This is a genomic window from Streptomyces lacaronensis, from assembly GCF_047337785.1.
Classification (GTDB): domain Bacteria; phylum Actinomycetota; class Actinomycetes; order Streptomycetales; family Streptomycetaceae; genus Streptomyces; species Streptomyces lycopersici.
In genome coordinates, this window is the sequence record NZ_JBLHDK010000003.1 from 10,136,059 (window position 1) to 10,159,784 (window position 23,726).

The 23,726-nt window shown below is 71.4% G+C and carries 18 protein-coding genes and 3 pseudogenes; 11 read left to right on the forward strand and 10 right to left on the reverse strand.

Annotated elements, in window-relative coordinates; genetic code table 11:
• Positions 1–5 precede the first annotated feature (5 nt).
• The 5 genes from ACMTAK_RS43850 (at position 6) to ACMTAK_RS43870 (ending at position 5,638) form a co-directional block, all read left to right on the forward strand.
• Positions 6–1,076 carry a 2-hydroxyacid dehydrogenase gene (locus tag ACMTAK_RS43850; RefSeq protein WP_413811311.1) on the forward strand — a complete coding sequence of 357 codons (1,071 nt, stop codon included), beginning with the start codon at positions 6–8 and terminating at the stop codon, positions 1,074–1,076.
• Complete coding sequence (locus ACMTAK_RS43855; RefSeq protein WP_413811312.1) at positions 1,073–2,533, forward strand: FGGY family carbohydrate kinase; 1,461 nt, start codon at positions 1,073–1,075, stop codon at positions 2,531–2,533. Before ACMTAK_RS43850 ends, ACMTAK_RS43855 begins: the two co-directional genes overlap by 4 nt.
• Positions 2,530–4,275: a dihydroxyacetone kinase family protein gene (locus ACMTAK_RS43860; RefSeq protein WP_413811313.1), complete on the forward strand. Its 1,746-nt coding sequence runs from the start codon at positions 2,530–2,532 to the stop codon at positions 4,273–4,275. Before ACMTAK_RS43855 ends, ACMTAK_RS43860 begins: the two co-directional genes overlap by 4 nt.
• Positions 4,272–4,736 (forward strand): ribose-5-phosphate isomerase, encoded by a 465-nt coding sequence (locus tag ACMTAK_RS43865; RefSeq protein WP_413811314.1) that lies wholly within the window; start codon positions 4,272–4,274, stop codon positions 4,734–4,736. The genes ACMTAK_RS43860 and ACMTAK_RS43865 overlap by 4 nt, the downstream gene beginning before the upstream one ends.
• 116 nt (positions 4,737–4,852) lie before the next feature.
• Positions 4,853–5,638 carry a DNA alkylation repair protein gene (locus ACMTAK_RS43870; protein WP_413811315.1) on the forward strand — a complete coding sequence of 262 codons (786 nt, stop codon included), beginning with the start codon at positions 4,853–4,855 and terminating at the stop codon, positions 5,636–5,638.
• Between the two features lie 85 nt (positions 5,639–5,723).
• Here ACMTAK_RS43870 and ACMTAK_RS43875 read toward each other — a convergent pair whose 3' ends face one another.
• Together ACMTAK_RS43875 and ACMTAK_RS43880 are read right to left on the reverse strand one after the other, a co-directional pair.
• Positions 5,724–6,572, reverse strand: coding sequence for a class I SAM-dependent methyltransferase (locus tag ACMTAK_RS43875; protein ID WP_413811316.1), 849 nt, complete (start codon positions 6,570–6,572; stop codon positions 5,724–5,726).
• Between the two features lie 105 nt (positions 6,573–6,677).
• A complete protein-coding gene (locus ACMTAK_RS43880; RefSeq protein WP_413811317.1) occupies positions 6,678–7,595 on the reverse strand; it encodes an alpha/beta hydrolase in 918 nt (305 codons plus the stop codon).
• A gap of 178 nt (positions 7,596–7,773) precedes the next feature.
• Between ACMTAK_RS43880 and ACMTAK_RS43885 the strand changes: the two genes are divergently transcribed.
• The gene (locus tag ACMTAK_RS43885) at positions 7,774–8,643 is read left to right on the forward strand and encodes a helix-turn-helix domain-containing protein (protein ID WP_413811318.1); all 870 of its coding nucleotides are present in this window, start codon (positions 7,774–7,776) and stop codon (positions 8,641–8,643) included.
• A 39-nt stretch (positions 8,644–8,682) separates the two neighbouring features.
• On the opposite strand, the gene ACMTAK_RS43890 is transcribed toward ACMTAK_RS43885, so the two are convergent.
• Genes ACMTAK_RS43890 through ACMTAK_RS43900 form a run of 3 tightly spaced genes read right to left on the reverse strand, consistent with a single transcriptional unit; the run spans position 8,683 to position 12,152 of the window.
• Positions 8,683–10,311 (reverse strand): VWA domain-containing protein, encoded by a 1,629-nt coding sequence (locus tag ACMTAK_RS43890; RefSeq protein WP_413811319.1) that lies wholly within the window; start codon positions 10,309–10,311, stop codon positions 8,683–8,685.
• A complete protein-coding gene (locus ACMTAK_RS43895; protein ID WP_413811320.1) occupies positions 10,308–11,516 on the reverse strand; it encodes an AAA family ATPase in 1,209 nt (402 codons plus the stop codon). The genes ACMTAK_RS43890 and ACMTAK_RS43895 overlap by 4 nt, the downstream gene beginning before the upstream one ends.
• Positions 11,517–11,525: 9 nt before the next feature.
• Complete coding sequence (locus tag ACMTAK_RS43900; RefSeq protein WP_413811321.1) at positions 11,526–12,152, reverse strand: TetR/AcrR family transcriptional regulator; 627 nt, start codon at positions 12,150–12,152, stop codon at positions 11,526–11,528.
• A 71-nt stretch (positions 12,153–12,223) separates the two neighbouring features.
• Here ACMTAK_RS43900 and ACMTAK_RS43905 point away from each other — a divergent pair, with 71 nt between their 5' ends.
• Entirely contained in the window at positions 12,224–13,909 is a 1,686-nt protein-coding gene (locus tag ACMTAK_RS43905; RefSeq protein ID WP_413811322.1) for an FAD-dependent monooxygenase, read from the forward strand.
• A 15-nt stretch (positions 13,910–13,924) separates the two neighbouring features.
• On the opposite strand, the gene ACMTAK_RS43910 is transcribed toward ACMTAK_RS43905, so the two are convergent.
• The 3 genes and pseudogenes from ACMTAK_RS43910 to ACMTAK_RS43920 all read right to left on the reverse strand — a co-directional run.
• Positions 13,925–14,920: an aldo/keto reductase gene (locus tag ACMTAK_RS43910; RefSeq protein WP_413811323.1), complete on the reverse strand. Its 996-nt coding sequence runs from the start codon at positions 14,918–14,920 to the stop codon at positions 13,925–13,927.
• Positions 14,921–15,005: 85 nt separating this feature from the next.
• A pseudogene (locus tag ACMTAK_RS43915) lies at positions 15,006–16,025 on the reverse strand (chitinase); the annotation flags it as partial.
• 615 nt (positions 16,026–16,640) lie between these two features.
• A pseudogene (locus tag ACMTAK_RS43920) lies at positions 16,641–16,973 on the reverse strand (YbhB/YbcL family Raf kinase inhibitor-like protein); the annotation flags it as partial.
• Positions 16,974–16,984: 11 nt separating this feature from the next.
• Here ACMTAK_RS43920 and ACMTAK_RS43925 point away from each other — a divergent pair.
• Positions 16,985–17,604, forward strand: a pseudogene (locus ACMTAK_RS43925) (GntR family transcriptional regulator).
• 162 nt (positions 17,605–17,766) lie between these two features.
• Here ACMTAK_RS43925 and ACMTAK_RS43930 read toward each other — a convergent pair.
• Positions 17,767–19,569 (reverse strand): coagulation factor 5/8 type domain-containing protein, encoded by a 1,803-nt coding sequence (locus tag ACMTAK_RS43930; RefSeq protein WP_413811324.1) that lies wholly within the window; start codon positions 19,567–19,569, stop codon positions 17,767–17,769.
• Positions 19,570–19,583: 14 nt separating this feature from the next.
• A complete protein-coding gene (locus ACMTAK_RS43935; RefSeq protein WP_413811325.1) occupies positions 19,584–20,627 on the reverse strand; it encodes a chitinase in 1,044 nt (347 codons plus the stop codon).
• Positions 20,628–21,058: 431 nt separating this feature from the next.
• Here ACMTAK_RS43935 and ACMTAK_RS43940 point away from each other — a divergent pair, with 431 nt between their 5' ends.
• The 3 genes from ACMTAK_RS43940 (at position 21,059) to ACMTAK_RS43950 (ending at position 23,716) form a co-directional block, all read left to right on the forward strand.
• The gene (locus ACMTAK_RS43940) at positions 21,059–22,339 is read left to right on the forward strand and encodes a ricin-type beta-trefoil lectin domain protein (RefSeq protein ID WP_413811326.1); all 1,281 of its coding nucleotides are present in this window, start codon (positions 21,059–21,061) and stop codon (positions 22,337–22,339) included.
• Positions 22,336–22,470, forward strand: coding sequence for a hypothetical protein (locus tag ACMTAK_RS43945; protein ID WP_413811327.1), 135 nt, complete (start codon positions 22,336–22,338; stop codon positions 22,468–22,470). The genes ACMTAK_RS43940 and ACMTAK_RS43945 overlap by 4 nt, the downstream gene beginning before the upstream one ends.
• A 151-nt stretch (positions 22,471–22,621) precedes the next feature.
• A complete protein-coding gene (locus ACMTAK_RS43950; RefSeq protein ID WP_413811328.1) occupies positions 22,622–23,716 on the forward strand; it encodes a substrate-binding domain-containing protein in 1,095 nt (364 codons plus the stop codon).
• The last annotated feature ends 10 nt before the right edge of the window (positions 23,717–23,726 follow it).

Consider the following 23,726-nt stretch of genomic DNA (forward strand, 5'->3'; position numbering starts at 1 on the left):
CCGACATGACCACGGTCCTGGTAGCCGGCGACGACTTCATCGCGCCCGACCTCTTCTCCGCCGCCCTGAGCGAGAGCCTGCCCTCCGCCGGGCTGAGCTTCCGCACGCTGCGCACCCGCTGGCCGAACGAACCCTTCGGGCCGGTCGGGGCCGACGGGCAGGGGAACGGCGGGGTCAAGGAGGCCAGCGGCACCGAGGAGCAGGTGCTGGAGGCGCTCGGTGACGCGAGTGTCGCCCTCACGCAGATGGCGCCGTTCACCGCCCGGGTCATCCGCGAGTCGCCCGGCCTGAAGTTCATCGGCGTGGCCCGCGGCGGCCCGGTCAACGTGGACCTGGCCGCCGCCACCGCCGCCGGGATCCCCGTCACCTTCACACCGGGCCGCAACGCCGCCGCGGCCGCCGAATTCGCCGTCGGGCTGATCCTCGCCGCCATGCGCCGCATCACCCACGCCGACGCGGCCCTCAAGGAGGGCACGTGGCGTGGCGACTACTACGCCTACGAGAACGCGGGCTTGGAGCTCGACGGCGCCACCGTCGGCCTCGTCGGATACGGGGCCATCGGCTCGATCGTGGCCCGCGTGCTGCGCGCCTTCGGCGCACACGTCCTCGTCTCCGACCCGTACGCGGACCCGGAGCGGGCACACGCCGACGGCGTCGAGCTCACCGCCCTGGAAGACCTGCTGCGGCGCAGCTCCGTGGTGAGCCTGCACGCCCGGGTCACCCCCGAGACCCGGCATCTGCTCAACGCCGACAACCTCGCGCTGCTGCCCCAGGGCGCCGTCCTCGTCAACTCGGCCCGCGGTGAGCTGCTCGACTACGCGCCCCTGCCCGGCCTGCTGGAGTCCGGCCGGCTCGGCGCGCTCGCCCTCGACGTCTACGACATCGAGCCGCCCCCGGCCGACTGGCCGCTGCACAAGGCTCCCAACGTCATCACCACGCCCCACCTGGCGGGCGCCACCCGGCGGACCGCGGACCGGGCCGCCCTGATCACCGCCGGTGAGGCCGCCCGCTTCCTGCGCGGCGAACCGCTGCGGCACGTGGCCAATCCGGAGGTGCTGACCGGGAGCCGGCCATGATCGTCGGAGTCGACATCGGCACCTCGGTCACCAAGGCCCAGCTGATCTCCCGCGATGGCCGGACCACCCCCGCGCACGAGGCCCGCAGCACCGTCTACACCCTGCCCGGACACCGCGTCGAGCAGGATCCGGACGACGTCGTGGGCACCGTGGAGACCGTCGTACGGGCGGCGCTCGCCGACGCCGCGCAGCTGGGCGACGAACCGGTCGAGGCCCTCGCCCTCACCGGGCAGGGCGACGGGCTGTGGCTGCGCGACGCCTCGGGCGCCCCGGTCGGCCGCGCGCTGTCCTGGATGGACGGCCGGGCCGCGGACCGGCTCGACCGGTGGACCGCCGACGGCACCCTGCGCGCCCTGCACCGGCGCACCGGCGTCGGCCTCTTCCCCGGCTCAGCGGCGCCGCTGCTGGCGCATCTGGCCGAGCACGAGCCGGAGCGGCTGGAGGCGGCCGAGGTCGCCGGGTACTGCGTGGACGCCGTCGTGCAACGGCTGACCGGCGCCGTGACCGTCGACGTCTCCGACGCCTCGCAGCCGTTCCTCGACGTGGCCACCCGTACGTACGACGAGACCGCGCTGGAGCTGTGCGGGCTGTCCGCGTACCGCCGGCTGCTGCCGGATCCGGCGCCGCCCGGCACCCTGCACCGGCTGCTGCCCGACGCCGCCCGGCGACTTGGCCTGCCCCCGGGGCTGCCGGTCTCCGCCGGCCCGTTCGACATCCCCGCCTGCGCCTTCGGCTCCGGGGTCGCCGAACCGGGCGAGGGCAACCTCATCATCGGCACCACCCTCGCCGCCCAGGTCCTGGACACCGAGCCGCGCCCGGCCCTCGCCGAGGACCCGGCCGGGATGGTGCTGGCCACCCCGTACGAGGGCCGGTTCCTGCGGGTCATGCCCGCCATGATCGGCACGGCGGGCCTTGACTGGCTGCTGAAGCTGCTCGATGTGAAGATCGAGGCGCTGGACGCGCTGCTCGTCCAGTCCCCGCCCGGCGCCGCGGGCGTCACCGCGCTGCCGTTCCTGTCCACCAGCGGCGAGCGCGCGCCCTTCGTCGACCCGCGGGCCCGCGGCCGGTTCGACGGCCTCTCCCCGCTGGCCGGCCGCGCCGACCTGGTACGGGCGCTGTGCGAGGCGGTCGCCTACTCGGCCCGGCACTGCATGGAAACCCTCGGCGTCACCCGCACCGTCACCGCCTGCGGCGGTGGCGCGCGCTCCGGGGAGTGGGCACGGATCTTCGCCGGTGTCCTCGGCGGCGACCTGGAGGTCTGTGACGACGCCGTGGGCATCCGCGGCGCGGCCCATGTCGCCTGGCGCTCCCTGGGCACGCCGGTCGACCCCGGCGCCTGGCGCGCCCGCCTCCGTACCGTCACCGCCGAGCGGGGGCTGATCGACCACTACGCCGAGGGCTACGCCGCCTACCGCCAGGCCCTCGACACCGCACGCGAAGGCTGGAGCACACGATGACCAGGCTCTTCAACGACCCCGCCCGGTTCACCGACGACATGATCACCGGCTTCGCCGCCGCCCATCCCGGGCACGTACGGGCCGTGCCCGGCGGTGTGGTGCGCGCCCGCCCCGCCCGCGCGGGCAAGGTGGCCGTGCTCACCGGCGGCGGCTCCGGCCACTACCCCGCCTTCTGCGGTGTCGTCGGCCCCGGCTTCGCCGACGGCTCGGTCATCGGCGATGTCTTCACCTCCCCGTCGGCCGCCCGCGCCCGCTCGGTCGCCGAGGCCGCGGAGGCGGGCGGCGGTGTCCTCTTCCTCTTCGGCAACTACGCGGGGGACGTGATGAACTTCCGGCTGGCGGCACGGCAGTTGGAGGGCGACGGCGTTCCCGCCCGCTGCTTCGCCGTCACCGACGACATCGCCTCCGCCCCCGCCGACCAGACGGCGCGGCGGCGTGGCATCGCGGGTGGCTTCGTCGTCTTCAAGACCGCGTCGGCGGCGGCCGAGGAAGGCGCCTCGCTGGACGAGGTCGTCCGCGTCGCCGAGCACACCAACGCCCGTACCCGCACGCTCGGAGTGGCCTTCGACGGCTGCACCCTGCCGGGCGCCGACGCGCCCCTGTTCACCGTTCCCGAAGGCCGCTTGGGCCTCGGTCTCGGCATCCACGGCGAACCGGGGGTCAGCGAGGACACCCTGGGCACCGCGGAGGACCTGGCCCACGCCCTGGTGGCGGGGCTGCTCGCGGACCGGCCCGCCGGGGTGGGCGACAACGGGCGGGTCGCGGTCGTACTCAACGGGCTCGGCGCCACGAAGTACGAGGAGCTGTACGTGCTGTGGGGCGCCGTGGCCCGCCAACTGGACGAGGCGGGGCTCACGCCCGTACGCCCCGAAGTCGGCGAACTCGTCACCAGTCTCGACATGGCCGGCTGCTCGCTGACCCTGAGCTGGCTGGACGAGGAGCTGGAGCGGCTGTGGCTCGCCCCGGCCGACACCCCGGCCTTCTGCCGTACGGCACCGCCGGAACCCCCGCTGGACGACGCCGCCGTACGGCCCGCCGCGGCCCCGCGCCGCCCGGAGCGGTCCGCCGCCACGGCGTCCGGCGCGGCGGCCGAGGTCGCCGAGCTGGCCGTCCACGCACTGCGCGCCGCCCGCGACGTACTGCACCGGGACGCGGAGGATCTGGGTCGGCTGGACGCGGTGGCGGGCGACGGCGATCACGGCCGTGGCATGTGCAAGGGCGTCGACGCGGCACTCGCGGCCGCCGAGAAGGCGCACACCGAACGGCTCGCCCCGGCGGCGGTGCTGGCCGCCGCCGGTGATGCCTGGGCGGCGGAGGCCGGGGGCACCTCGGGGGCGCTGTGGGGAGTGGGGCTGCGCGCCATCGGCGCGGCCCTGCCTGCCGACCGGGCGCCGGAGCGCGCGGAGTTGGCGTCCGCCGCCGCGGAAGCGCTCACCGCCGTCACCTCGCTCGGCGGGGCCGAAGTGGGCGACAAAACCCTGGTCGACGCCCTCGCGCCGTTCGCCACCGCCTTCGCTGCGGGGCTGCGGACCGGAGCCGCGGTGTCCGAGGCGTACGCGTCCGCCGTGGCCGAAGCCCGTACGGCCGCGGAGAACACCGCCGGGCTGCGCCCCCGCCTGGGCCGCGCCCGCCCCCTCGCCGACCGCAGCGTGGGCACCCCCGACCCCGGAGCCACCTCACTCGCCGCGGTGCTGACCGCGGTGGCCACTCTCCGCGCGACGACAGAAAGCGATCCCGTATGACCACCGCGCATGCCTTCCGGATCGTCGTCGGCTGCGACGACGCCGGTTACGACTACAAGGAAGTCCTCAAGCAGGATCTGCTGGACGACCCCCGGGTCGCCGAGGTCATCGACGTCGGCGTGGGCAGCGACGAGCACACCGCCTATCCGCATGTCGCGGTGGAGGCGGCCCGCCGCGTGGCCGAAGGCACCGCCGACCGCGCCCTGTTGGTGTGCGGCACCGGCCTCGGCGTGGCCATCAGCGCCAACAAGGTCCCCGGCATCCGCGCGGTCACCGCCCACGACACCTACTCGGTGCGCCGCTCGGTCCTCAGCAACAACGCCCAGGTGCTCTGCTTCGGCCAGCGCGTCATCGGCCTGGAACTCGCCCGCGCGCTCACCGACGACTGGCTCGCGCAGAGCTTCGACGAGACCTCCCCGTCGGCGGAGAAGGTCGCCGCCATCCGGAGCTACGAGGGCTGATCGGGGGCGGGGGCGGGCCGGCGGCGGACGGCGCGGCCGGACCGCCGCGGCCTGCCCGTTCCGCGCTCGGCGCCGAAGCCGATCGTCGCCCAGCCGGTCTCCCGCACACTGGGAGCATGGCAATGGACGTGGCGGCGGCGGCCGACGAGCTTCTGGGGTCCCTCGCGGCGAGGGCCGACGCGGACTTCGCGGTCAGAACGCAGCGCTACTTTCCGCAGAGGATCCGCGCGCTCGGGGTGAGCAACGCCTCCGCCGTGGAGATCGCGAACGAATACTTCCACGAGAGGCCGGACGTTCCCGCGGCGACGAGGCTGGCTCTCGCGGAAGAAGTCCTGTCGCGCGCCTCCCACCACGAAGAGGTCCTGCTGGCATTCGCGGTCCTGCACAAGGTCGCGAGGGTCGGGCTGGGCCCCGAACTGCTCGACCGCTGTGAGCACTGGCTCGGATCGTATGTGTCGAACTGGGCACAGTGCGACGACCTGTGCCTGAAGTTGCTGTACCCGTTCTTCCGCGGCCACCTCGATCAGATCCCGCGGACGCGAGCCTGGGCCCGGTCCCGGTCCAGCTGGGCGAGGCGCGCCGCGAACGTGGCCGTCGTGAAGTTCGTCCGACGCAAGGTGGGGCGGTCGATGTTCGAACTGCCGCTGTCCCACGTCTTCGACAACTGCACCCGGCTGATGCACGACGACGATGTGTATGTGCAGAAGGGCTGTGGGTGGCTGCTCAAGGTCACCGCCGATGTTCATCAGGACGAGGTGGCCGAGTTCCTGCGCACATGGCATACCGAGATGAGCCGCGGCACCTTCCGGTATGCGATCGAAAAGATGGACGAGGAGACGCGAGCTTCCCTGATGGCGCTGCGGACGCCGGGCCACGATGTGCCCGGTGGAGGGGAGAAGTGATCTCGTGGGCCGACTTCCTCGCCGAGGCCGCCGATCTCACGGGTGTCCCCGAGTTCCGCGGAGGAGCGCCATCTGATGCGTCAGCTCATGGAGTGTTCTCGCTCATGCCGACCGTCCGCTGTCCGATCCGGAGGACGGTCAGACAGCGGCGTGACGCCCGGTCATCCAACCGGGTGAGGACGCGCTCGGCGATGGCGTCGAGCAGGGGCTCGCGGACGTCGCGGTCGAGTCTCCGGTAGAGCGACGTCGAGCGAAGGTGATCGGCGAAGCCTTCCCCGTTGAACCACTGAACGGTCGGGTACCAGCGCACGATCGTCGGGCCGAACAGGCCGCCGGGGTCGTCCACGAGCCCCCAGCCCTCATCGGTGCCGCGTACATCGTCCTCGAGCGGCGGATGACCCCAGCCAGGGTTCCCGGGGGAGAACCGCTCATGGAGATCGGCGGTCTCGGCGTACACCTCCGGCTCTCCCGGCCGGCGGACAACGACGTTGCCGAGCAGCGCCATCCACCCCCCGGGGCGGAGCACGTCGTGCGCTCGCCGCCAGCCGATCGACGGGTCGACCCAGTGCCAGGAGGACGCAGCCACGAGGGCGTCGAAGCGCGCGCCGCGGTCGTCCCACTCCTCGAATGTCGATGTCTCGACTTCGACGCCGGGGAAGGCGGCGAGCCGTTGGCGCGCGAGTGCGGCCATTTCCCGGCCCGGCTCGACGGCGGTCACCGAGCATCCGAGCGCTGCCAGCGAGCGCGTCGCCTGCCCGGTACCGCAGCCCACCTCCAGCACCGACGACCTCGCGTCCATGCCGGTGATGGCGACAAGGTCCGCGAACAGCTCGTCGGGGTACCCCGGCCGGACCCGGTCGTAGACCTCCGCCACCTCGTTGAACACCCGGCCGAGGGCACGTTGGTTCGCGCGCTTCTCCGGATCACCAGTCACGAGCGCACAAGCTATGCGGCTGGTCCGTGGAGACGCCACTGGTTAAAACAGCGGTGCCCGCCGGCCGGGTGGCAGTCCCTTGGTCGCGGGCGGGGCGGTGGGTGGTCAGCCGGCCAGGTGCTTGCCGAAGAAGGCGGTGAGTTCGGCCACGGCGAGGGTGACGTATTCGTCCCTGTCGTACAGGTCGATGTGGCTGGCGCCGTCGATGATGACCAGTCGCTTGGGCTCGGCCGCCCTCTCGATCGCTTCCCGGCTGAAGTAGGCGGTCTCCGCCTCCGAACCGGCGATCATCAGCAGGGGGCGGGGCGAGATGAGCCGGATCATCGCGTACGAGTCGTACTGGGCGATCAGGTCGATGCTGCGCAGCACCCACCCCTGGTTCGCGCGGGGGTGGTAGCCGCGCGGGGTGCGGTAGAACTCGTAGGTCTCCCGGAACTGCCGGGTGGCGGTCTCCAGCAGTTCCTCGGCGTTCTCGGGAATCCACGCCTCCAGCCGCGGGGCCGCGCCGTGTGCTTCCGCGGTGCGCAGTGCGCCGGCCTGGTCGAGCATGGCCTGGAGGACCGCCGGGTCCTGGGTGCGGCCCAGTCCCTCGCGGAACACCGACCCGAGGTCCCCGGCGCTGACCGTGGCGACGCTCTTGATGCGGTGGTCGGTCTGCGCGGCGTAGGGAACGTAACCGCCGGACGCGCAGATGCCCAGAGCCCCGATACGGTCCGGGTCGATGTCGTCACGGGTGGTCAGATAGGTCACGGCGGACTTGATGTCCTCGGCTCGCTGGAAGGGGTTCTCCAGACCTCGCGGCTCGCCCTCGCTCTCGCCCTGGTGGGCGGCGTCGAAGACGAGCGCGGCGAACCCGGCGCCGGCCAGGCGCGCGGCGTAGATGCTCGGGCTCTGCTCCTTGACGCCGCCTCCCGGGTGGGAGATGACAACGGCGGGCAACCGGCCGCCGGCGTGGTCGTCGGGGGTGAAGAGAATCCCGGCGATGGCGAGATGGTTGCTGGGGAAGGTGACGCTGGCCTTCATGGTTCTGTGGCTCCTGGGTGGGTGCGGGTGAGTGGGACGGGCCGTCCGCCGGTCACGTCACCGACACTCGCACGCGGTGCGGAGGCCGGTAAGGGGCGTCTTGTGTCCCCGGACAAGGCTGTCCTGGGACAGGCCAGGCCCCCTGTCACGGGCCTCGTTGTTTGTCAGACTTGTGGCTATGAGCAGCAGCGAAGCGCACCACAGCGAACTGGGCGCCTTCCTCAAGGCGCGGCGCAGGGAGCTGAGCCCGGCCCAGGTCGGGCTGCCCGATTCGGCGGGCAGGCGCAGGGTCAAGGGGCTGCGCCGGGAGGAGGTGGCCTTGCTGGCGTCGATCAGCCCCGACTACTACACGCGCCTGGAGCAGGGCCGCCGCCAGGCTTCCGAACCGGTGCTGGACACCCTCGCGCGCGTTCTCCGACTCGACGACGGCGAGCGTGCCTACATGTTCGAACTGTCCGGCCGGGACGCCGCCCGGCCCCGTCGGCGCACCACACAGAAGGTCCACCCCCAGCTGCGGCGGCTGCTGGACGACCTCGCCACCACGCCGGCCGTCGTCCTGGGCCGGTGCACGGACATCCTCGCCTGGAACCCCATGGCCACCGCCCTGTTCACCGACTTCGCGCGCATCCCGGCGGAGAAGCGCAACTTCGTACGGCTGGTCTTCCGCGAACCGGCCATCAGGGCGCTGTACCCGGACTGGGACTGGGTGGCGCGGACCAGCCTGGCGCAGCTGCGCATGGAGGCCGCCCGGGACCCGAAAGATCCACGACTGGCCAAACTGGTGGGCGAGCTGTCACTTCAGGACCCCGACTTCCGGCGGTGGTGGGGCGCCCATCGCGTCGCCGTCCAGGGCACGGGCACGAAAGTCCTGCGCCATCCGGTCGTCGGCGAGCTCACCCTCGACTGGTCCTTCCTCACCTGCGCCGACGACCCCGACCAGCAGCTCATCACCTTGACCGCCGAGCCCGGCACACCCAGCCACGACCGGCTGCGCATCCTCGCCTCATGGGCCGCGCGATCGGCCGACAACCCCGTGGCGGACCACTGACACACGGGTGCTCAGCGGATGGGTTCCGGGTCTGTGCGGTCAGATCACGCGGAAGAGGTCGGCGGCCGCGTGGACGTCGGTGAGATCCTCGATGGAGCGGAGGTTGTCGCACAGGGCCTCCAGGACCGAGCCGGTCTCGGCGGCGCGCGGGGCTCCGATGGCCACGCCGAAGACCCGGAACCCCAATCGGTGTTTGGCGTCGTTCCAGCCGCGCATCCACTCCTCGGTGACACCGCATTCGTCGTCGGTGATCATCACGATGTCGCCGCGCGCGCGGGCGGCGTCGTCGAACTCCTCCTCCAGCAGACCGGCGGCCGCCGTCAGCGGCGCCTGGTAGCTGGTGCCGCCGCCGAGGAAGGTCTCCGCGAAGTCGAGGATCGGGTCGATACCGGCGGGCTGCGGCCCGGCGGCGGGGAAGCGGAAGACCCGGAGCTTGTCGGCGGCCGAGAACAGGATGCCGACGAAGTCGCGCCCCGCGTGGCGGGCCTGGTCCAGCAGGGCCAGGGCGCACGCCTTGGACCACGCCTCCCGGGTGACGCCGCCGGGCCCCGCCGCGTACATGGAGTGGGAAGTGTCCACGCACGCGACGATGGCGCCCTGGCCGGTGGTCCGCTCTCCCCGGGCGTCGTAGAGCATCAGCTCCCCGGCGGCGTAGCGCGCGGCGAACACGGCGCGCAGCTCGGGCAGGCCGAGGCCCGCCAGCTCGGAGGGGATCAGGCGGGAGAGGTCGTTCCCGAGCGTGACGCCGACCAGCTCCCCGGTGGCGTTCTCCATCTTGCGGGCGCGCTCACCGTCGGCCATCTGCCGGAAGCGGCCGATCAGTTCGGCCCACTGGGCGAGGCGGCCGGTGCGCAGCCGCTCGGCGAGCCGGGCGCGCTCGTCGAACGGCATCCGCTCCAGCTCGCCGGGGGCCACACCCCATGCCCGCATCAGCGCGGCCTCCTCCCGTACGGCCTCGGCGGCCCTGCCCGCCGCGTTCCGCGCGGCGGCGCGGATGCCGGGGGCCGCCGCCGCGAGGGCCTGCGCGGCGTGCTGGGCGGCTCGCCGCGCGGCGGCCTCCGCGGCCTCCGCGGCGTCGATCGCCTGGCGTACGGCGTCGGCGGCCGGGGTCGGCACGGTGCCGTCCTCGTCGGCCTCGTCGGTGGCCCGCTGGAGCGAGTCGTCCACGGCGGCCGCCGCGCCGTCGGCGTCCTGCTGGGCCCGGCTCGCCCGCTCGGCCCGCTCCTGGGCCTCCCGGGAGCGCTCCAGCATCCCGCGCACCGTGGCGGCCTGCGCGAGCACGGCCATGGCGGCGGCATACGGGTCGCCGGCCGTCTCCCGGCGCAGCTCGGCGAACTCCGGTGACTCCACCAGCGCGGTGATGACTTGGTGGTTGACCAGCCGGGAGGGGTCCATCTCGGCGCGCTCGCGCAACCGCGGCCCGACCTTGTAGGCGGCCAGGAACACGTCGGTCAGGAGGTCGGTGGCGTGGTCGTGGCGCTCGTTGAGCTCCTCGGCCACCTCGCGCAGCCCGGCCGACTGCTCGTACGTGTCACGCCAGGTGATCCTGTCGAACCGGTCCGCGACCACGGCCGCGGTGTGCCGTACGGGAGGGGTGGCGGACCGGCCCGGCCACGTTCCGGCCCGGCTCGCCAGTTCGTCGAGCGCGGGCTCGTCGCGCTTGCTCACAGCTGGGCCTGCACCATGCTCGCGTCCACGCCGAGCGCCTCGGTGAGCACACGGGCGCGGACGGCGCGCTGGCGCCCGGTGACCCGGTCGATGGCGGCGGTGGAGCGACCGGCGCGTGCCGCGTCCTCGCGCAGCTTCTCCAGCCGTTTCCCCGCCATGGCGAGCTTGTTGTGGGCCTTTTTGATGACCCACTCGCTCAGCGCCTCGCGGGACTGCCCGGCCATGGCGTCGAGCTGGGCCTCCAGCTCGTCGAGGGCGTCGGCCAGGTCGAGCGCCTCCTTGGCGTCGGGGTTGACCAGATGCAGCACCTCGCGCTCGACGGTCGGGCGTTCGGCGGGGGAGTCCCACAGCACATGGGTCAGCACCGACAGATCGGTCTCGGCGACCGCCGGGCGGCCGTCGAGGTACGCGGACGCCTGGAGCAGGCCCACCGCCTGCCGCCAGCGGCGGTCGGAGGCGATGAGCTCCTTGCGGCGCAGGGCGGCCCGCAGTGTGCACACCGCGTCCACGATCCCGTCGGGGACGTCCACGGCCGGGACGGCCTCGGCCACGGCGTGCCGCAACGCGGCCAGCTCGACGGTGGTCCGTGGCGGTGCCGCCGGGCGGCTGACGGCGGAGCGGACCAGCGCGGCGAAGTTCGAGGGGTCCTCGAGGTAGCCGACCTCGATCCGCACCAGCAGCCGGTCGTAGATCGCGGCCGTGTCCTCTCCGCCGGGCAGTTCATTGCTCGCCGTGATGGCCCCGATCAGCGGGCAGCGGATCGGCTCACCGCCGTTCTCGGGGTGGTAGATCCGCTCGTTGAGGTAGCCCAGCGTCTCGTTGAGCGCGGCCGTGGAGCACTTGAAGATCTCGTCGATGAAGGCGATGTGCGCGGTCGTGGCGCGGCCGTCGTAGACCTGGCGGTACTCACCCCGGGCCAGCGCGGCCACGTCGATGGGGCCGAACATCCGCGTGGGCGCGGTGAACTTCGACAGCAGGATCTCCCAGTACGCCGCGCCCTCGACCCTGCCCGTGAGCTCCCGGGCCAGCTCGGACTTGGCCGTCCCGGGCGGGCCGAGTACCAAGGAGTGCTGCCCGGCCAGCAGCGTCACCACCAGCGTCCGCACCACGTCGGCGCGTTCGTAGAAGCGGTCCGACAGCTCGTCGGTGATGGCCCGCAGCCTCTTGGCGGTGTCCTGCGCGTCCGGCGTGTCGTGTGCGTCCATGTCCGACATTCAACTCCCAGCCTGCGACACGCTGTTCAATCCACCCGCCAGCGCGTCGAAGGCGAACGCCAGACGACGTTGATGCGCGGCCCCGACCTCGTCGATGTCATCTCCGGCGAGTCGCCGCTTCACCGTGTCGACGGCGACCGTGCGGTACGCGGCGACGAGCAGGGCCGCGGTCAGCGTGCTGTCGCCGGAGAAGCGAGCGTCGGCGTCGAGTTCCGCCGCGAGTGTCTCCTCCATCTCGGACGCGAAGAGGCGAAGCCGTGCGATCAGGGCGGGAGACGCCATCACGGTGCGCAGGAACGGCTCGACTCCCTCCCCGAGCCCGGACAGCACATGGCGTTCCGCGGCCAGTGCGAGGGCGGCTCGGCGCATGGCTTCGACGGGGTCCAGGTCATCCGCGCGCTCGCGGAGCACGGCCCGCACGGTGTCGAGGGCCTGCGGAAAGCGGTCGAACAGGAGATCCTCTTTGCGGTCGAAGTGCGCGAAGACGGTCACCTTCGACACTCCGGCGGCCGCGGCGACCTCGTTGATGGTCACGTCATCGAACCCGCGCTCCAGGAACAGCTGGGTTGCGACGGAAGCGATGCGAGCCCGGGTCTGCGCTCCGCCACGGTCCCCTCGATTCGGCATGTGACAACGCTAGCCCTTCCCGTTACCTTTACCAAGTAAACTTACCGAGTAAGGATAAAGGGAGCGTGTCCATGCGGCGCAGCGATGTGATCGTCGTCGGAGCCGGGCCCACGGGCCTCTTCCTCGCTGGTGAACTGGCACTCCAGGGTGTACGGGTGAGGGTTCTGGAGCAGCTCCGGGAGCCCGATTCGACGATCAAGGCCGGGTCGATCAACGTCGCCAGTGCGGAAATCCTCGACCGGCGGGGGCTGTTGCCGGCCGCGGAGGACGTACAGCGGCGGTTGCTGGCGTCCGTCGGCGCCTTCGCCGGCCACGGCCGGAAGAACGCCCTCGTGAACCAGCTGGACCGGGATGCGCGGGGCGCGCGCCGCTTCCCGGTCGCCGGGCATTTCGCGGGCATGCTGTTCCGCGATGAGCTGGTCGATCAGGGTGATCCGGTGCTGGCCGCGCACACCGCGGCGTCGGGCGGCGTCCTTGTGCCCCAGCACGATCTCGAGCTGCTGCTCGGGGAGCACTGCGCCCGGCTCGGCGTGGAGGTGCGCAGAGGTGTCGAGGTGCGGGGTGTGCGCGGTGTGGCTGTGCGCGGTGTCGGTGCTACGCGACACGCGGAAGCGGACCTCACCGATGACGCCGATGTCGTGGTGGAGACCAGCGCGGGCGAGATGACGGCGGGGTGGGTCGTCGCGGCCGACGGCGGACGCAGCGCCATCCGCAGGCAACTGGGCATCGGCTTCACCGGCACCGATCCGCAGCTGGTGGGATACCAGGCGGTCGCCGACTTCGACGCCCCCGGCGAGCTCAGCCGCGGCTGGACGTGGACACCCCGCGGCATCTACGCCTATGGCCCGATCCCCGGGCGCGTTCTCGTCGCTCGCTTCGGCCCGCGCCCGCAGGACCGCGACGCCCCCGTCACACTCGACGAACTCCAGGCGGTCATACGCGACGTCACCGGCCTCGACGTGACGCTCAAGGGTCTTCACGGCCGTGCGACCCGCTGGTCCGACAACGCCCGGCAGGCCCAGTCCTACCGCCACGGCCGGGTGCTGCTCGCGGGCGATGCCGCGCATGTGCACGCGCCGTTCAGCGGCCAGGGGCTGAACCTCGGCCTCGGCGACGCGGTCAATCTCGGCTGGAAGCTCGCCGCGACCGTGCGGGGGCACGCCCCGGCCGGACTGCTCGACACCTACGAGAGCGAACGCCACCCGATCGCGGCGTGGGTGCTCGACTGGACGCGGGCGCAGGTCGCCCTGATGCGCGGCGACGAACACACCGCGCGGCTGCGCGAGGTCGTCGGCGGGGAACTGTTCACCGTGCCGGGCGTGATGAACCGCGTGGTCGCGCGGACGTCCGGCATCACACAGCGCTATGACGTGGCTGATGGTGCGGCGGGACCGGTCGGCTCGATCGCCGGGGATGTCGAGCTGTCCTCCGGCGACCGTCTCGCCGACCACGCCCACGACGGCCGCTTCGTCCTCGTGGACCGTTCGCCCGAGGGGCGCTTCGCCGAGGTCGTGGGCCCGCTGGAGCACCGGATCGCGTACGTGGCGGACCCCGCCTCCGCCACGTCGCCACCCAGCCTGCTCGTACGTCCCGACGGTGTCGTCGTCTGGGCCGACTCATCCGACACCGACTCACCCGACACCGCCACGTCCGACACCGCCACACCCGACACCGCAACACCTGACACCGCCACGTCCGACGATGGCGTCCTCAAGGAGCTCGACGCCGCGATTCAGCGGTGGGTCGACACACGCTGAGCATGCCGCATCCGCTCACCGCCCCAGGATCCGGTCGACATCGGCCATCTGCCCGGCCGTGAGCGGCCCCTTCGCGATCGCGCCCGCGTTCTCCTCGGCCTGGGCGACCGTACGGAAGCCGGGGATCGGGATCGTCCGCGGGCTGCGGGCCCAGATCCAGCCGAGGGCGCCCTGCGCGAGGGTACGGCCGTCGCTGGTGAGGATGGACCGCAGGGCGTCGACCCGCCGTAGCCAGGCCGGGTCCGCGCCCGCGTTCGCGATGAACCCCGGCAGCCAGGCGGGCGGCGCGTTGCGGATGTCCCCGCCGTCCAGGGCGCGCCCGGCGGTGTGCTTGCCCGCGAGCAGCCCCATGGCGAGGGGGCTGCGGTTGACGCTGGCGAGGTCCGACTCCGCGCAGAGCGCGAGGAGTTCGGGCGCGTCCTGGAGGATGTTCAGACGGTGCTGGACGGCCGCGCAGTGCGGGCCCTCGGCGAAGACGGCGGCCCGGTCGGGGTCATCGGTGCTCCACGCGTAAGCGCGGATAAGTCCCTCGCGTACCAACTCCTCACAGGTCTGGCGGAGTTGGACGGCCCGTTCGGGGTCGGCGTCGGAGATGTGGAGCTGGTACAGGTCGACATGGTCCGTGTCCAGGCGTCGCAGCGAGGCGGTCAGGGCGCGGCGTACATGCTCCGGCGAGTCGTCCTGGCCCTCGCGGATCCGGGTCCGCTCGTCGAAGACATTGCCCCATTTGGTGGCGACGACGACATCGCCGCGGTGCTTGCCGAGGGCGCGGCCGAGCACGCGTTCGCTGTGGCCGGTGCCGTACGCGTCGGCGGTGTCGAAGAAGGTGACGCCGAGGTCGAGTGCGCGCCGGATCGCGCGGACCGACTCGTCATCGTCGACCTTGCCCCAGCCCAGGGGCTGCCCGTCGGTGGACCGCCACTCACCGCCGATGGCCCAGCAGCCGAAGCCGAGGGGGCTCACGTCGATGCCGCTGCGGCCCAGCGTTCTGTTGTGCGCCTTGGTCTCCATGCCGGTGAACGCTAGGAGTTGAAGCGCACACGAAGGCAAGCCCCCGGTCATGGGCGCCGTCGGCGCCCATGACCGGGGCGATGGGTCAGCCGTAGTAGCTGTCGAAGTTCTTCGAGAACTCGCCGCCGTTGAAGCCGTCCCAGTTGATCGACCAGGCCATCAGCCCGCGGAGGGCGGGCCAGCTGCCGTGGGGCTCATAGCCGCCGCAGTCGCTCTTCTTCGTCAGGCAGTTGAGGGCCTTGGTCACATCCCCCGGCGTGGTGTGACCGTTGCCCGCGTTGGGGCTCGCGGGCAGGCCGATCGCCACCTGGGACGGGTCCAGGGCGGGGAAGACGTTGTTGGTGTCGCCCGCGACGGGGAAGCCGGTGAGCAGCATGTCGGTCATCGCGATGTGGAAGTCGGCGTTGCCCATATTGTGGAACTGGTTGTCGAGCCCCATGATCGGTCCGGAGTTGTAGTCCTGGACGTGCAGCAGGGTCAGATCGTCCCGCAGTGCGTGGATGACCGGCAGATACGCCCCGGAGCGGGGGTCCTGGCCGCCGGAGGCGCCCGAGCCGTAGAACTGGTAGCCCAGCTGTACGAAGAAGGTCTCCGGAGCCATGGTGAGGACGAAGTCGGATCCGTACTTCGCCTTGAGTGACTTCACGGCCGCGATGAGATTGACGATCGCGGGGGTCTTCGGGTTCTTGAAGTCGGTGTCGCCGTCGTCAAGCGAGAGCGAGTGGCCCTCGAAGTCGATGTCGAGGCCGTCCAGTCCGTACTTGTCGATGATCGCCCCGACCGATTCGACGAACTTGTCGCGGGCGGCGGTGGTGGTGAGCTGCACCTGACCGTTCTGCCCGCCGATGGATATCAGCACCTTCTTGCCCGCGGCCTGCTTGGCTTTGATGGCGGCCTTGAACTCCTCCTCCGACTCGACGTTCGGGCATTCGCTCTGGGGGCAGAGGCTGAAGCGGATGTCGCCGGAGGTGGTGGAGGTGGGCTCGCCGAAGGCCAGGTCGATGAGGTCCCAGCTGTCGGGGACATCGGCCATCCGGGTGTATCCGGAGCCGTTGGCGAAGCTCGAGTGCAGATAGCCCACGAGCGCGTGGTCGGGGAGTGCCGCCTTCGTGGTGGCGGAGGTGGTACCGGCGTCGGAGGTGGTACCCGCGTCGGCGGTCGTCGTCGAGACCGTGGCGAGCAGCCCGGCCGCGGCGACGGACGCGCACACGCCGGTCAGGGCCCTCTTGCTCAAGGGGAAACGGAGGCTCATGGGGGCCGCTCCTTGGTGTGGGGGGAAGGCGGAGCTGATGTGAGGGGGGATGGACAGGAGCATGGGGGGTTGCGCGCCCATGAGACAACAGGACTAGACCAGTAGTGTCAATGGTCCGGACCAAATCGGGCGGCGGATCTTCACGTTCAGTGGTGCGTCGCCTCGGCCTTTGCTCCACGGCTGGTCGGCCGTATGCGTTATGAGCGGGCGGTGGCCGCGGCCGGATGCGACGCGGGTGGGATCGGCGGCCGGTCGAACACCTCGGCGAGCAGGTCGAGTTGGGCGTCGATCGCGGCAAGGGCCCCGAGCGGCACGCAACGCGTCGACGCCCCGCCGTCGCCGCATGGGGAGCGCGCGGGGGGCGGGCGGCACGGCCAGGGTCCGCAGCGGGGCGGTGGCGGCGACCAGCGGGTGCTGGACGGGCCCTCGGCCATGAAGCGTGGCCGAGGGCCACCCTCTTGCCCTTCGTCAGGCGGGGGTTTCGGCGGTGGCCGTCAGAACCGCGCGGCCGAGGATATGGCCGCTCATGGTGAAGCCGAGGACGGCCGGGGTGGCGTCGGCCGGGACGCCGATGGACTCGACGTCGAGGGCGTGCACCACGACCAAGTAGCGGTGCGGGCCGTGCCCGGTCGGCGGGGCGGCGCCGATGTAGCGGGCCGCTCGGGCGTCGTTGGGCAGTTGGAAGGCGCCCTCGGGCAGGCCCGAGCCGGTGTCGTCGCCGGCGCCCTCGGGCAGCTCGGTCACGGTGGCGGGGATGTCGGCCACCGCCCAGTGCCAGAACCCGGACCCGGTGGGGGCGTCGGCACGCGATCATGCGCGGGGACCACGCCCCCGGTGACGCCCTCAAACCGCAGGACCTCGCCAAGGAGCAGGGCGTGAGCCTGGCCGTCGTGCGCGAGGCGCTCGTACGGGTGGTCGGCGAGGGCCTCGCCGACCGGCTGCCCAACCGCGGCTTCGCCGTCCCGGCCTTCTCCGACCGCCGCTGGCAGGAGATCGCGGAGGCCCGCCGGACCGTCGAACCGGTCGTGCTGCGCCTGTCCATCGAGCGCGGCGACGTGGACTGGGAGGCTCGGGTACGGGCCGCCCACCACCGTCTGGCGCGCACCCCGCCGTATCTGCCGGAGGAGGGCGAGTACTACAGCGAGGCCTGGTCCGAGGCCCATCGGAGCTTCCACCGCACCCTGCTGGAGGGCTGCGGCAACCCCGTCCTCCTGGAGACCTTCGACCGGATGTGGACCGCGAGCGAACTGGCCCGCCGCTGGTCGGCGCACCGCGACCCGGACCGGGACGGCATCGACGAACACCGCCGCCTGGAGGAGGCGGCGGTGGCCCGCGACGCCGACACCGCGGCCGAGGTACTGGCCCGGCACCTCACCAGACCGCGGCCGCCCTGACCGGCTCCACGCCCGACGACCCCGCGAGGCAAGGCTGATACACCGCGCCACCCCGGCCGGGGACCTCCTCCGCCGCCTGGGACGGGGGAGCGATCGAAGTGGCCGCCACCGCGGTACCGGCCTGTGGGGCGCGGGCGACGTACCCGCGCCCCACAGGCGAACTGGTGAAGCCGGTGGAACTGGTGGAACGTGTTACGGGATCAGGGGTATTCGGTCACGTTCGCCACGTTGCTGTTGGCGTCCGAGGGACCTCCCGTGCCATTGATGACATGGTTGATGGTGCCGGTGCCGCCGAGCGAGACGGTGACCATGTGGTGGAACTTCACATCCGGGCTCTGGGGAACCTCGAAGGCGTGCTCGGCGGTGACGGACTTGTTGGTGTTGAAGAAGCAGTAGCTGCCCAGGCCCCACGCCTCATGGCGCTTGACCGAGTCGGCCACCTTGTAGGCGGCGTATCCCTTGGTGGAGCCGTTCATCCAGGCGTCCTGGTCGGGCGGGTCGTACGGCATCTCGTTCTGGTAGAAGTACGTGCGGCCGCCCTCGCCGTTCCAGGTCGTCTGGTGCTTCTGGTAGTGCTCGACGAACAGGCCGTACATGGTCACGTCGTCGCCGTTGACGACGAGCCCGTTGTCGGCCGTGTTGGAGTCCCAGCCGACGCCGTCGCCGTGGTCGGCGCGCCAGATCCACGTATGGTCGCCGATCACGTTCGAGCTGTTGACCACCAGGCTGGTGGTCGCCTTGCCCACGCCCGCGCCGCCGACCCGGAAGAACACATCGTGCAGCGAGGTGGGGTTGTCGGCGTGGTTCGCGGACGAGTCCTCGGGACCGACCTCCATCAGCGTGTCGGAGTTCTCGGTACCCGCGTCGATGAGCAGGCCCGCGAGCTTGACGCCGTCCACGTCTGCCACGTTCATCGCCGAGACCCCGTTGTCCGGAACCAGCGTGGCCAGCCCGAGGCCCAGGACGACGGTGTCGGGGCGGGTCACCTTCAGCGGTGCGTCGAGGTGGTAGACGCCCGGGGTGATGAGCAGGTGCTTGCCCGCGTCGAGCGCCGCGTTCATCTCCTCGGCCGTGGCATCCGGCTTGGCGATGAAGAAGTCGCTCAGCGGGAGCGATTCGCCCTTCGGCGTCCCCGAGGACCAGGACGTGCCCGTCGAGTCCTTGCGCACCTCCGGCACGAACACCTTGTACGCGCCGTCGTCGTCGACGTACAGGAACGGCTTCTCACGGGTGATGGGCGACTTGTCGACCCGGGTGTACGGCGGGTTGGGGAAGTCCCCGGACGGGGCGTTCCGCGCGCCCACGAACACCATGTTCCAGTTGGAGCCGGTCCAGCTGCCCCATTCGGTGTTCCGGGACAGCCACTGCTGCTGCGATCCGGACTTCACCTGCCCGTCGACCTTGGTGTCGGCCAGCAGACCGCCGCTGGACCAGCCGCCGTCGTCCAGCTGGAGATCGCCCTTCAGATGCATACGGCGGTACGGGGCGGCCTGTGAGACGGCCCAGCGGTCGGCGCCGCCGTCCGGGTTGACGGCGAGGTTCTCGGCGTCGCGCCAGAAGTTCTGTGTCGCGTTGCCGTCGAACCAGTCGGCCTCGGCGTGCACCTGGCCGTTGATGATGGTGTCGTCGGGCGACAGGCCGAGGCCCGCCACCTGTGTGTAGAAGCCGACGTTGGCCTTGACGTCGTACGAGCCGGGCTTGAACAGCAGGGCGTGCCGGGCCTGGCCGAACTGGTTCTTCTCCTGCTCGCCGAAGACCGAGTCGAGCTTGCCCTGGATCTCCTGCGCGGACATCGAGGGGTCGAAGATCTGCACGTTGGGCCCCAGGTCCGGCTCGGCCTCCGCGCCGTGCGCCGACGGTACGGTCAGCGCCGCGGCGACGGCGCCGGCCAGCACGGCGAACGCGGCGGTGGCGCGGGCGACGCGACGGCGTCGGCGGTGCCCGGGCCGGGTGGTATCGCTCGTCCCAGCGGTGTCGGTTGTCCCGGTGGTGTCGTTCGTCATGGCGATGTGCCCCCTCAGCCCTTGTACCGGGCGAATATCCCGGTGAACTGCCAGGGCTCCTGGGTGACTCCGGAGCAGGTGTCGTCGTTCGGGTAGTCGCCGGGGCAGGGGCGGTCGCGGTTGACGGACCAGAAGGAGAGCCGCGACAGGTGGTGCTCGGAGGCATAGCCCAGGATCGACTCGAAGTCGTCCGTGGTGACGGTCTCCTTGACGTCGGTGATGCCGTTCATCGAGGACAGGCCGCTGTGCCGGTAGGCGTCCTCGTCGCTGTAGCCGTAGGCGCCCTTGACGGCGTCCTTCAGGCCATCGGTGGCCTGCTTGGTCAGCTCGGCCATGTTCTGGCCCTCGCCGCCGAAGTCGAACGGCATGATGGTCCAGCTGTCGGCCTCGAAGTCGGATTCGGCGGCCCGGCGGATCATGCCGTCGTCGGGGCCACTCTGATCGCTGGGGAAGGTGACGTAGGTGAGCAGGCCCGGGTTGTCGGCCTTCACCTGCTTCAGGGCGTCGATCGTCTTCTGCTGGACGGCCGGGTCGTTGTAGGCGTCGCCCTCGATGTCGATGTCGATGGCCTTGAGGCCGTAGGCGTCGATGACCTTCTGGTAGGCCCCGGCGAGGGCCTTCGCGTCGGCACAGGACTGCTCCAGCTTGTTGCCGCTCGCGCCACCGAAGGACGGCACCACATCGCCGCCCTTGGCCCGTATGGCCTTCACGGTCTGTTCGTCGGCCCCGCCGGCCAGCGGGCGGCTGCCGTCCCACCGCGGGTCGCAGTTGCCCGCGTCGAGGACGAAGGCGAGGGTGAACCAGCCGACCCCGGTGGCGTCCATCACCTCGCCCGGGTCCGGGGGATTGCCCCATCCGTTGTAGAGGTACGGAGCCACGGCGGCGGGCGCGGCGGATGCCGAGGCGCGGTCGGCGCGGTCCTGGCCGGTGTTGCCGGCCCAGGCGGCCGCGGTCGTGCTCGCCGCGGTGGCCGCGAGGGACGCGGCCACCGCCAGGACGGTCCGGCGGCGGCGGCGCCGCACGCGGTCCCGGGTGGAGAGGTCTTCGCTGTGATTCATGTGGGGGGATGCCTTCCTGACACGCGGACCGGCCCCGGCAGTGGCATGTCCGTCGGACAGGCGCCGCCGCAGCCCGCGACATGCGGTGTCCGGCCGGAAGGTCACGGCCGGACTCTCGGGCCCATATATTTCGGGAGTTGAACGTGTCTCGTCAATAGGTCCGCACCAATGAATGACATGCCTTCAGAGGGCGAACGCGCCGACCGTGTCGTCGGCGTCCGCGGCGGCGAACAGCCCTTCGCGCGGTGACTTGTTGGCATATCTGGTCCATACCAAACCCTTGACAGGCTTTTCCTTCACTTCTTAACTCACGTAATGAACTAAGTACCGCTGAGATCGCTCACGCACCCGGTCGGCGCCGCAACCGCTTGGTTCGCATGCGCCTCATGCCTCTCCGCGCCTGTCATCACCTGTTTCTGGAAGGGAGAGTCATGGACTCCCCGCGCCTACCCCGGCGACTGCTGGTGTCCCTCGTCCCGGTCCTCGCCCTCGTGTCGCTGTCCACCGGACTGGCACAGGGCACCTCGGCCTCCGCGGCGAGCCCCGCCGCGAAGTCCACCGCGAGACCCGCCACGGCGGCCGCCGTCACGTTCTCCGACGAGTTCGACGGGCCCGCCGGCTCCGCCGTCAACGGCGGCAAGTGGCAGATCGAGACGGGGGACAACGTCAACAACCACGAGCGGCAGTACTACACGGCGGGCAACGGCAACGCCGCCCTCGACGGCCAGGGCCACCTGGTCATCACCGCCCGCCGCGAGAACCCGGGCAACTATCAGTGCTGGTACGGACGGTGCGAGTACACCTCCGCCCGGCTGAACACCTCCGGCAAGTTCACCACCGCCTACGGCCGGGTCGAGGCCCGGATGAAGATCCCGCGCGGGCAGGGCATGTGGCCCGCGTTCTGGATGCTGGGCAACGACATCGGGCAGGTCGGCTGGCCCAACTCCGGTGAGATCGACATCATGGAGAACGTGGGCTTCGAGCCCTCCACGGTCCACGGCACCCTCCACGGCCCCGGGTACTCGGGCTCCGGTGGCATCGGCGCCGGGTACTCCCTGCCCGGCGGACAGGCGTTCGCCGACGCGTACCACACCTTCGCCATCGACTGGAGCCCGGACGCGATCAGCTGGTCCGTCGACGGCACCGTGTACCAGCGGCGCACCCCCGCCGACCTCGGCGGCCGCCAGTGGGTGTTCAACAAGCCCTTCTTCGTGATCCTCAACCTCGCGGTCGGCGGCTACTGGCCCGGGGACCCGGACGGCAGCACCTCCTTCCCCCAGCAGCTCCTCGTCGACTACGTCCGGGTCAGCACCGACAGCGGACAGCCGGGCGGCGGTGCCATCACCGGTGTCGGTGGCAAGTGCGTGGACGTGGCGGGTGCCGACAGCGCCAATGGCACGGCGGTGCAGCTCTATGACTGCAATGGAACTGCCGCGCAGCAGTGGACCGTCGGCGGTGATGGCACGATCCGTGCGTTGGGGAAGTGTCTGGATGTGGCGTCGGGTGGTACGGCCGATGGCACTCCGGTTCAGCTGTGGGATTGCAATGGGAGTGCGGCGCAGCAGTGGGCGGTTCCGGCGGCGCGTGACATCGTGAATCCGCAGACCAACAAGTGTCTGGATGCCACGGGCGGGAGTTCGGCGAACGGCACGCGGCTGCAGATATGGACCTGCACCGGCGCCGCCAACCAGAAGTGGACGGTGACCAGATGAACGGCGGACCCCTGTACGGGCCCGGGGCGCGCGGTGTGCTCGGCGCCGCGGCCGCCGCATCCGGGCTGACCGTGGACGGCTGGACCATCATGCCGTTCGATCCGACGCACCAATTTCCTATAGGAACCTGAGAAACGAGATCCGGCGCCCGAGCCACAGGGGTGCCGGATCTCGCGTTTGCCAGGCGTCTTGCAGGGGGTTTTGTCGAGAGGCTTGACGGGGCGGCTCGACTGGCACACCATCACGGCATCAATTTCCTATTTGATTCGTGGGGGTGATGAGGTGCGTCTCCGGACCAGATGTCTTCTGCCGGGAGCTGTAACCGTGGCGTTGCTGGCCACGGGTTCGGCAGCCTGCACACTCAAGAACTCGGGTGAGCCGTCGGGCGGGCAGGCCCCCGCGTCCGCGCGGGCGGGCGGCGGCTCGGCCGTGCTCGCCGACGGGTCGGCCACCAAGGTCGCGCTGGTCCCCGGCGGCGCCCACCCCTACTTCCAGCCCTGGAAGACCGCCGGCGCCAAGGCGAAGAGGACCTACCGGCTCGGGGATGTGAGGTTCGACGAGACGGCGGAGTGGGACCAGCAGAAACAGAACAACCTGCTGTCCACGCTCGCCGCGCGCGGCTACAACGCGTTCGGTGTCTTCGGGGTCTCGCCGACCGACATCAACACCACGTTCGCCGACCTGAAGTCGCAGGGCCTCGCCGTGGCCTCGCTCGGCTCCTGCCCGGCGGGGAAGAAGAACGAGGCCGACTTCTGTCTCTCCACGGACGTCGAACTCGCCGCGTACAAGGCGGCCAAGGCCGCCATCGACGCCATGGGCGGCAAGGGCAGGCTGGTCCATCTGACGGGCAACAACGTGGACGCCAACACCCAGCTGCGGATCAAGGGCGTCGCGCGGGCCGTGAGGGAGTCGGGCGGCAAGGTACGGCTGCTCCAGACCGTCACCGACATCGACAAGGACCTGCAGACCGCTCAGAAGGCGGTGTCCGACCTGCTGACGGCCAAGGGCAAGCAGATCCAGGGCATCGTCTCCACCGCCTACAACCCGGCCGTCGCCGCCGCCGACGCCGTCAAGAGCTCCGGTTCGCGGGCGAAGGTCGTGGCCATCGACGACGACGCCAAGATCCTGGGCTCGATCAGGCAGGGCACGGTCACCGCCACCGTAGTGCAGAACCCGGTGGGGCAGGCCGAGGTCGGGGCGTGGGCCCTCGCACTGCTCCAGACGAAGCAGTGCGCCATGCGCAGTCCCGGGCAGTCCGTCGACTCGGGCTCGTTCGTCGTCACCGAGGAGAACCTCACGACCTACGACCGTGCGCGGAAGGCGAAGACCGCCCAGCTGAAGAGGCGGTTCGCCGACGACGTTTTGGCATGCGGCTGATCCCCGCCGT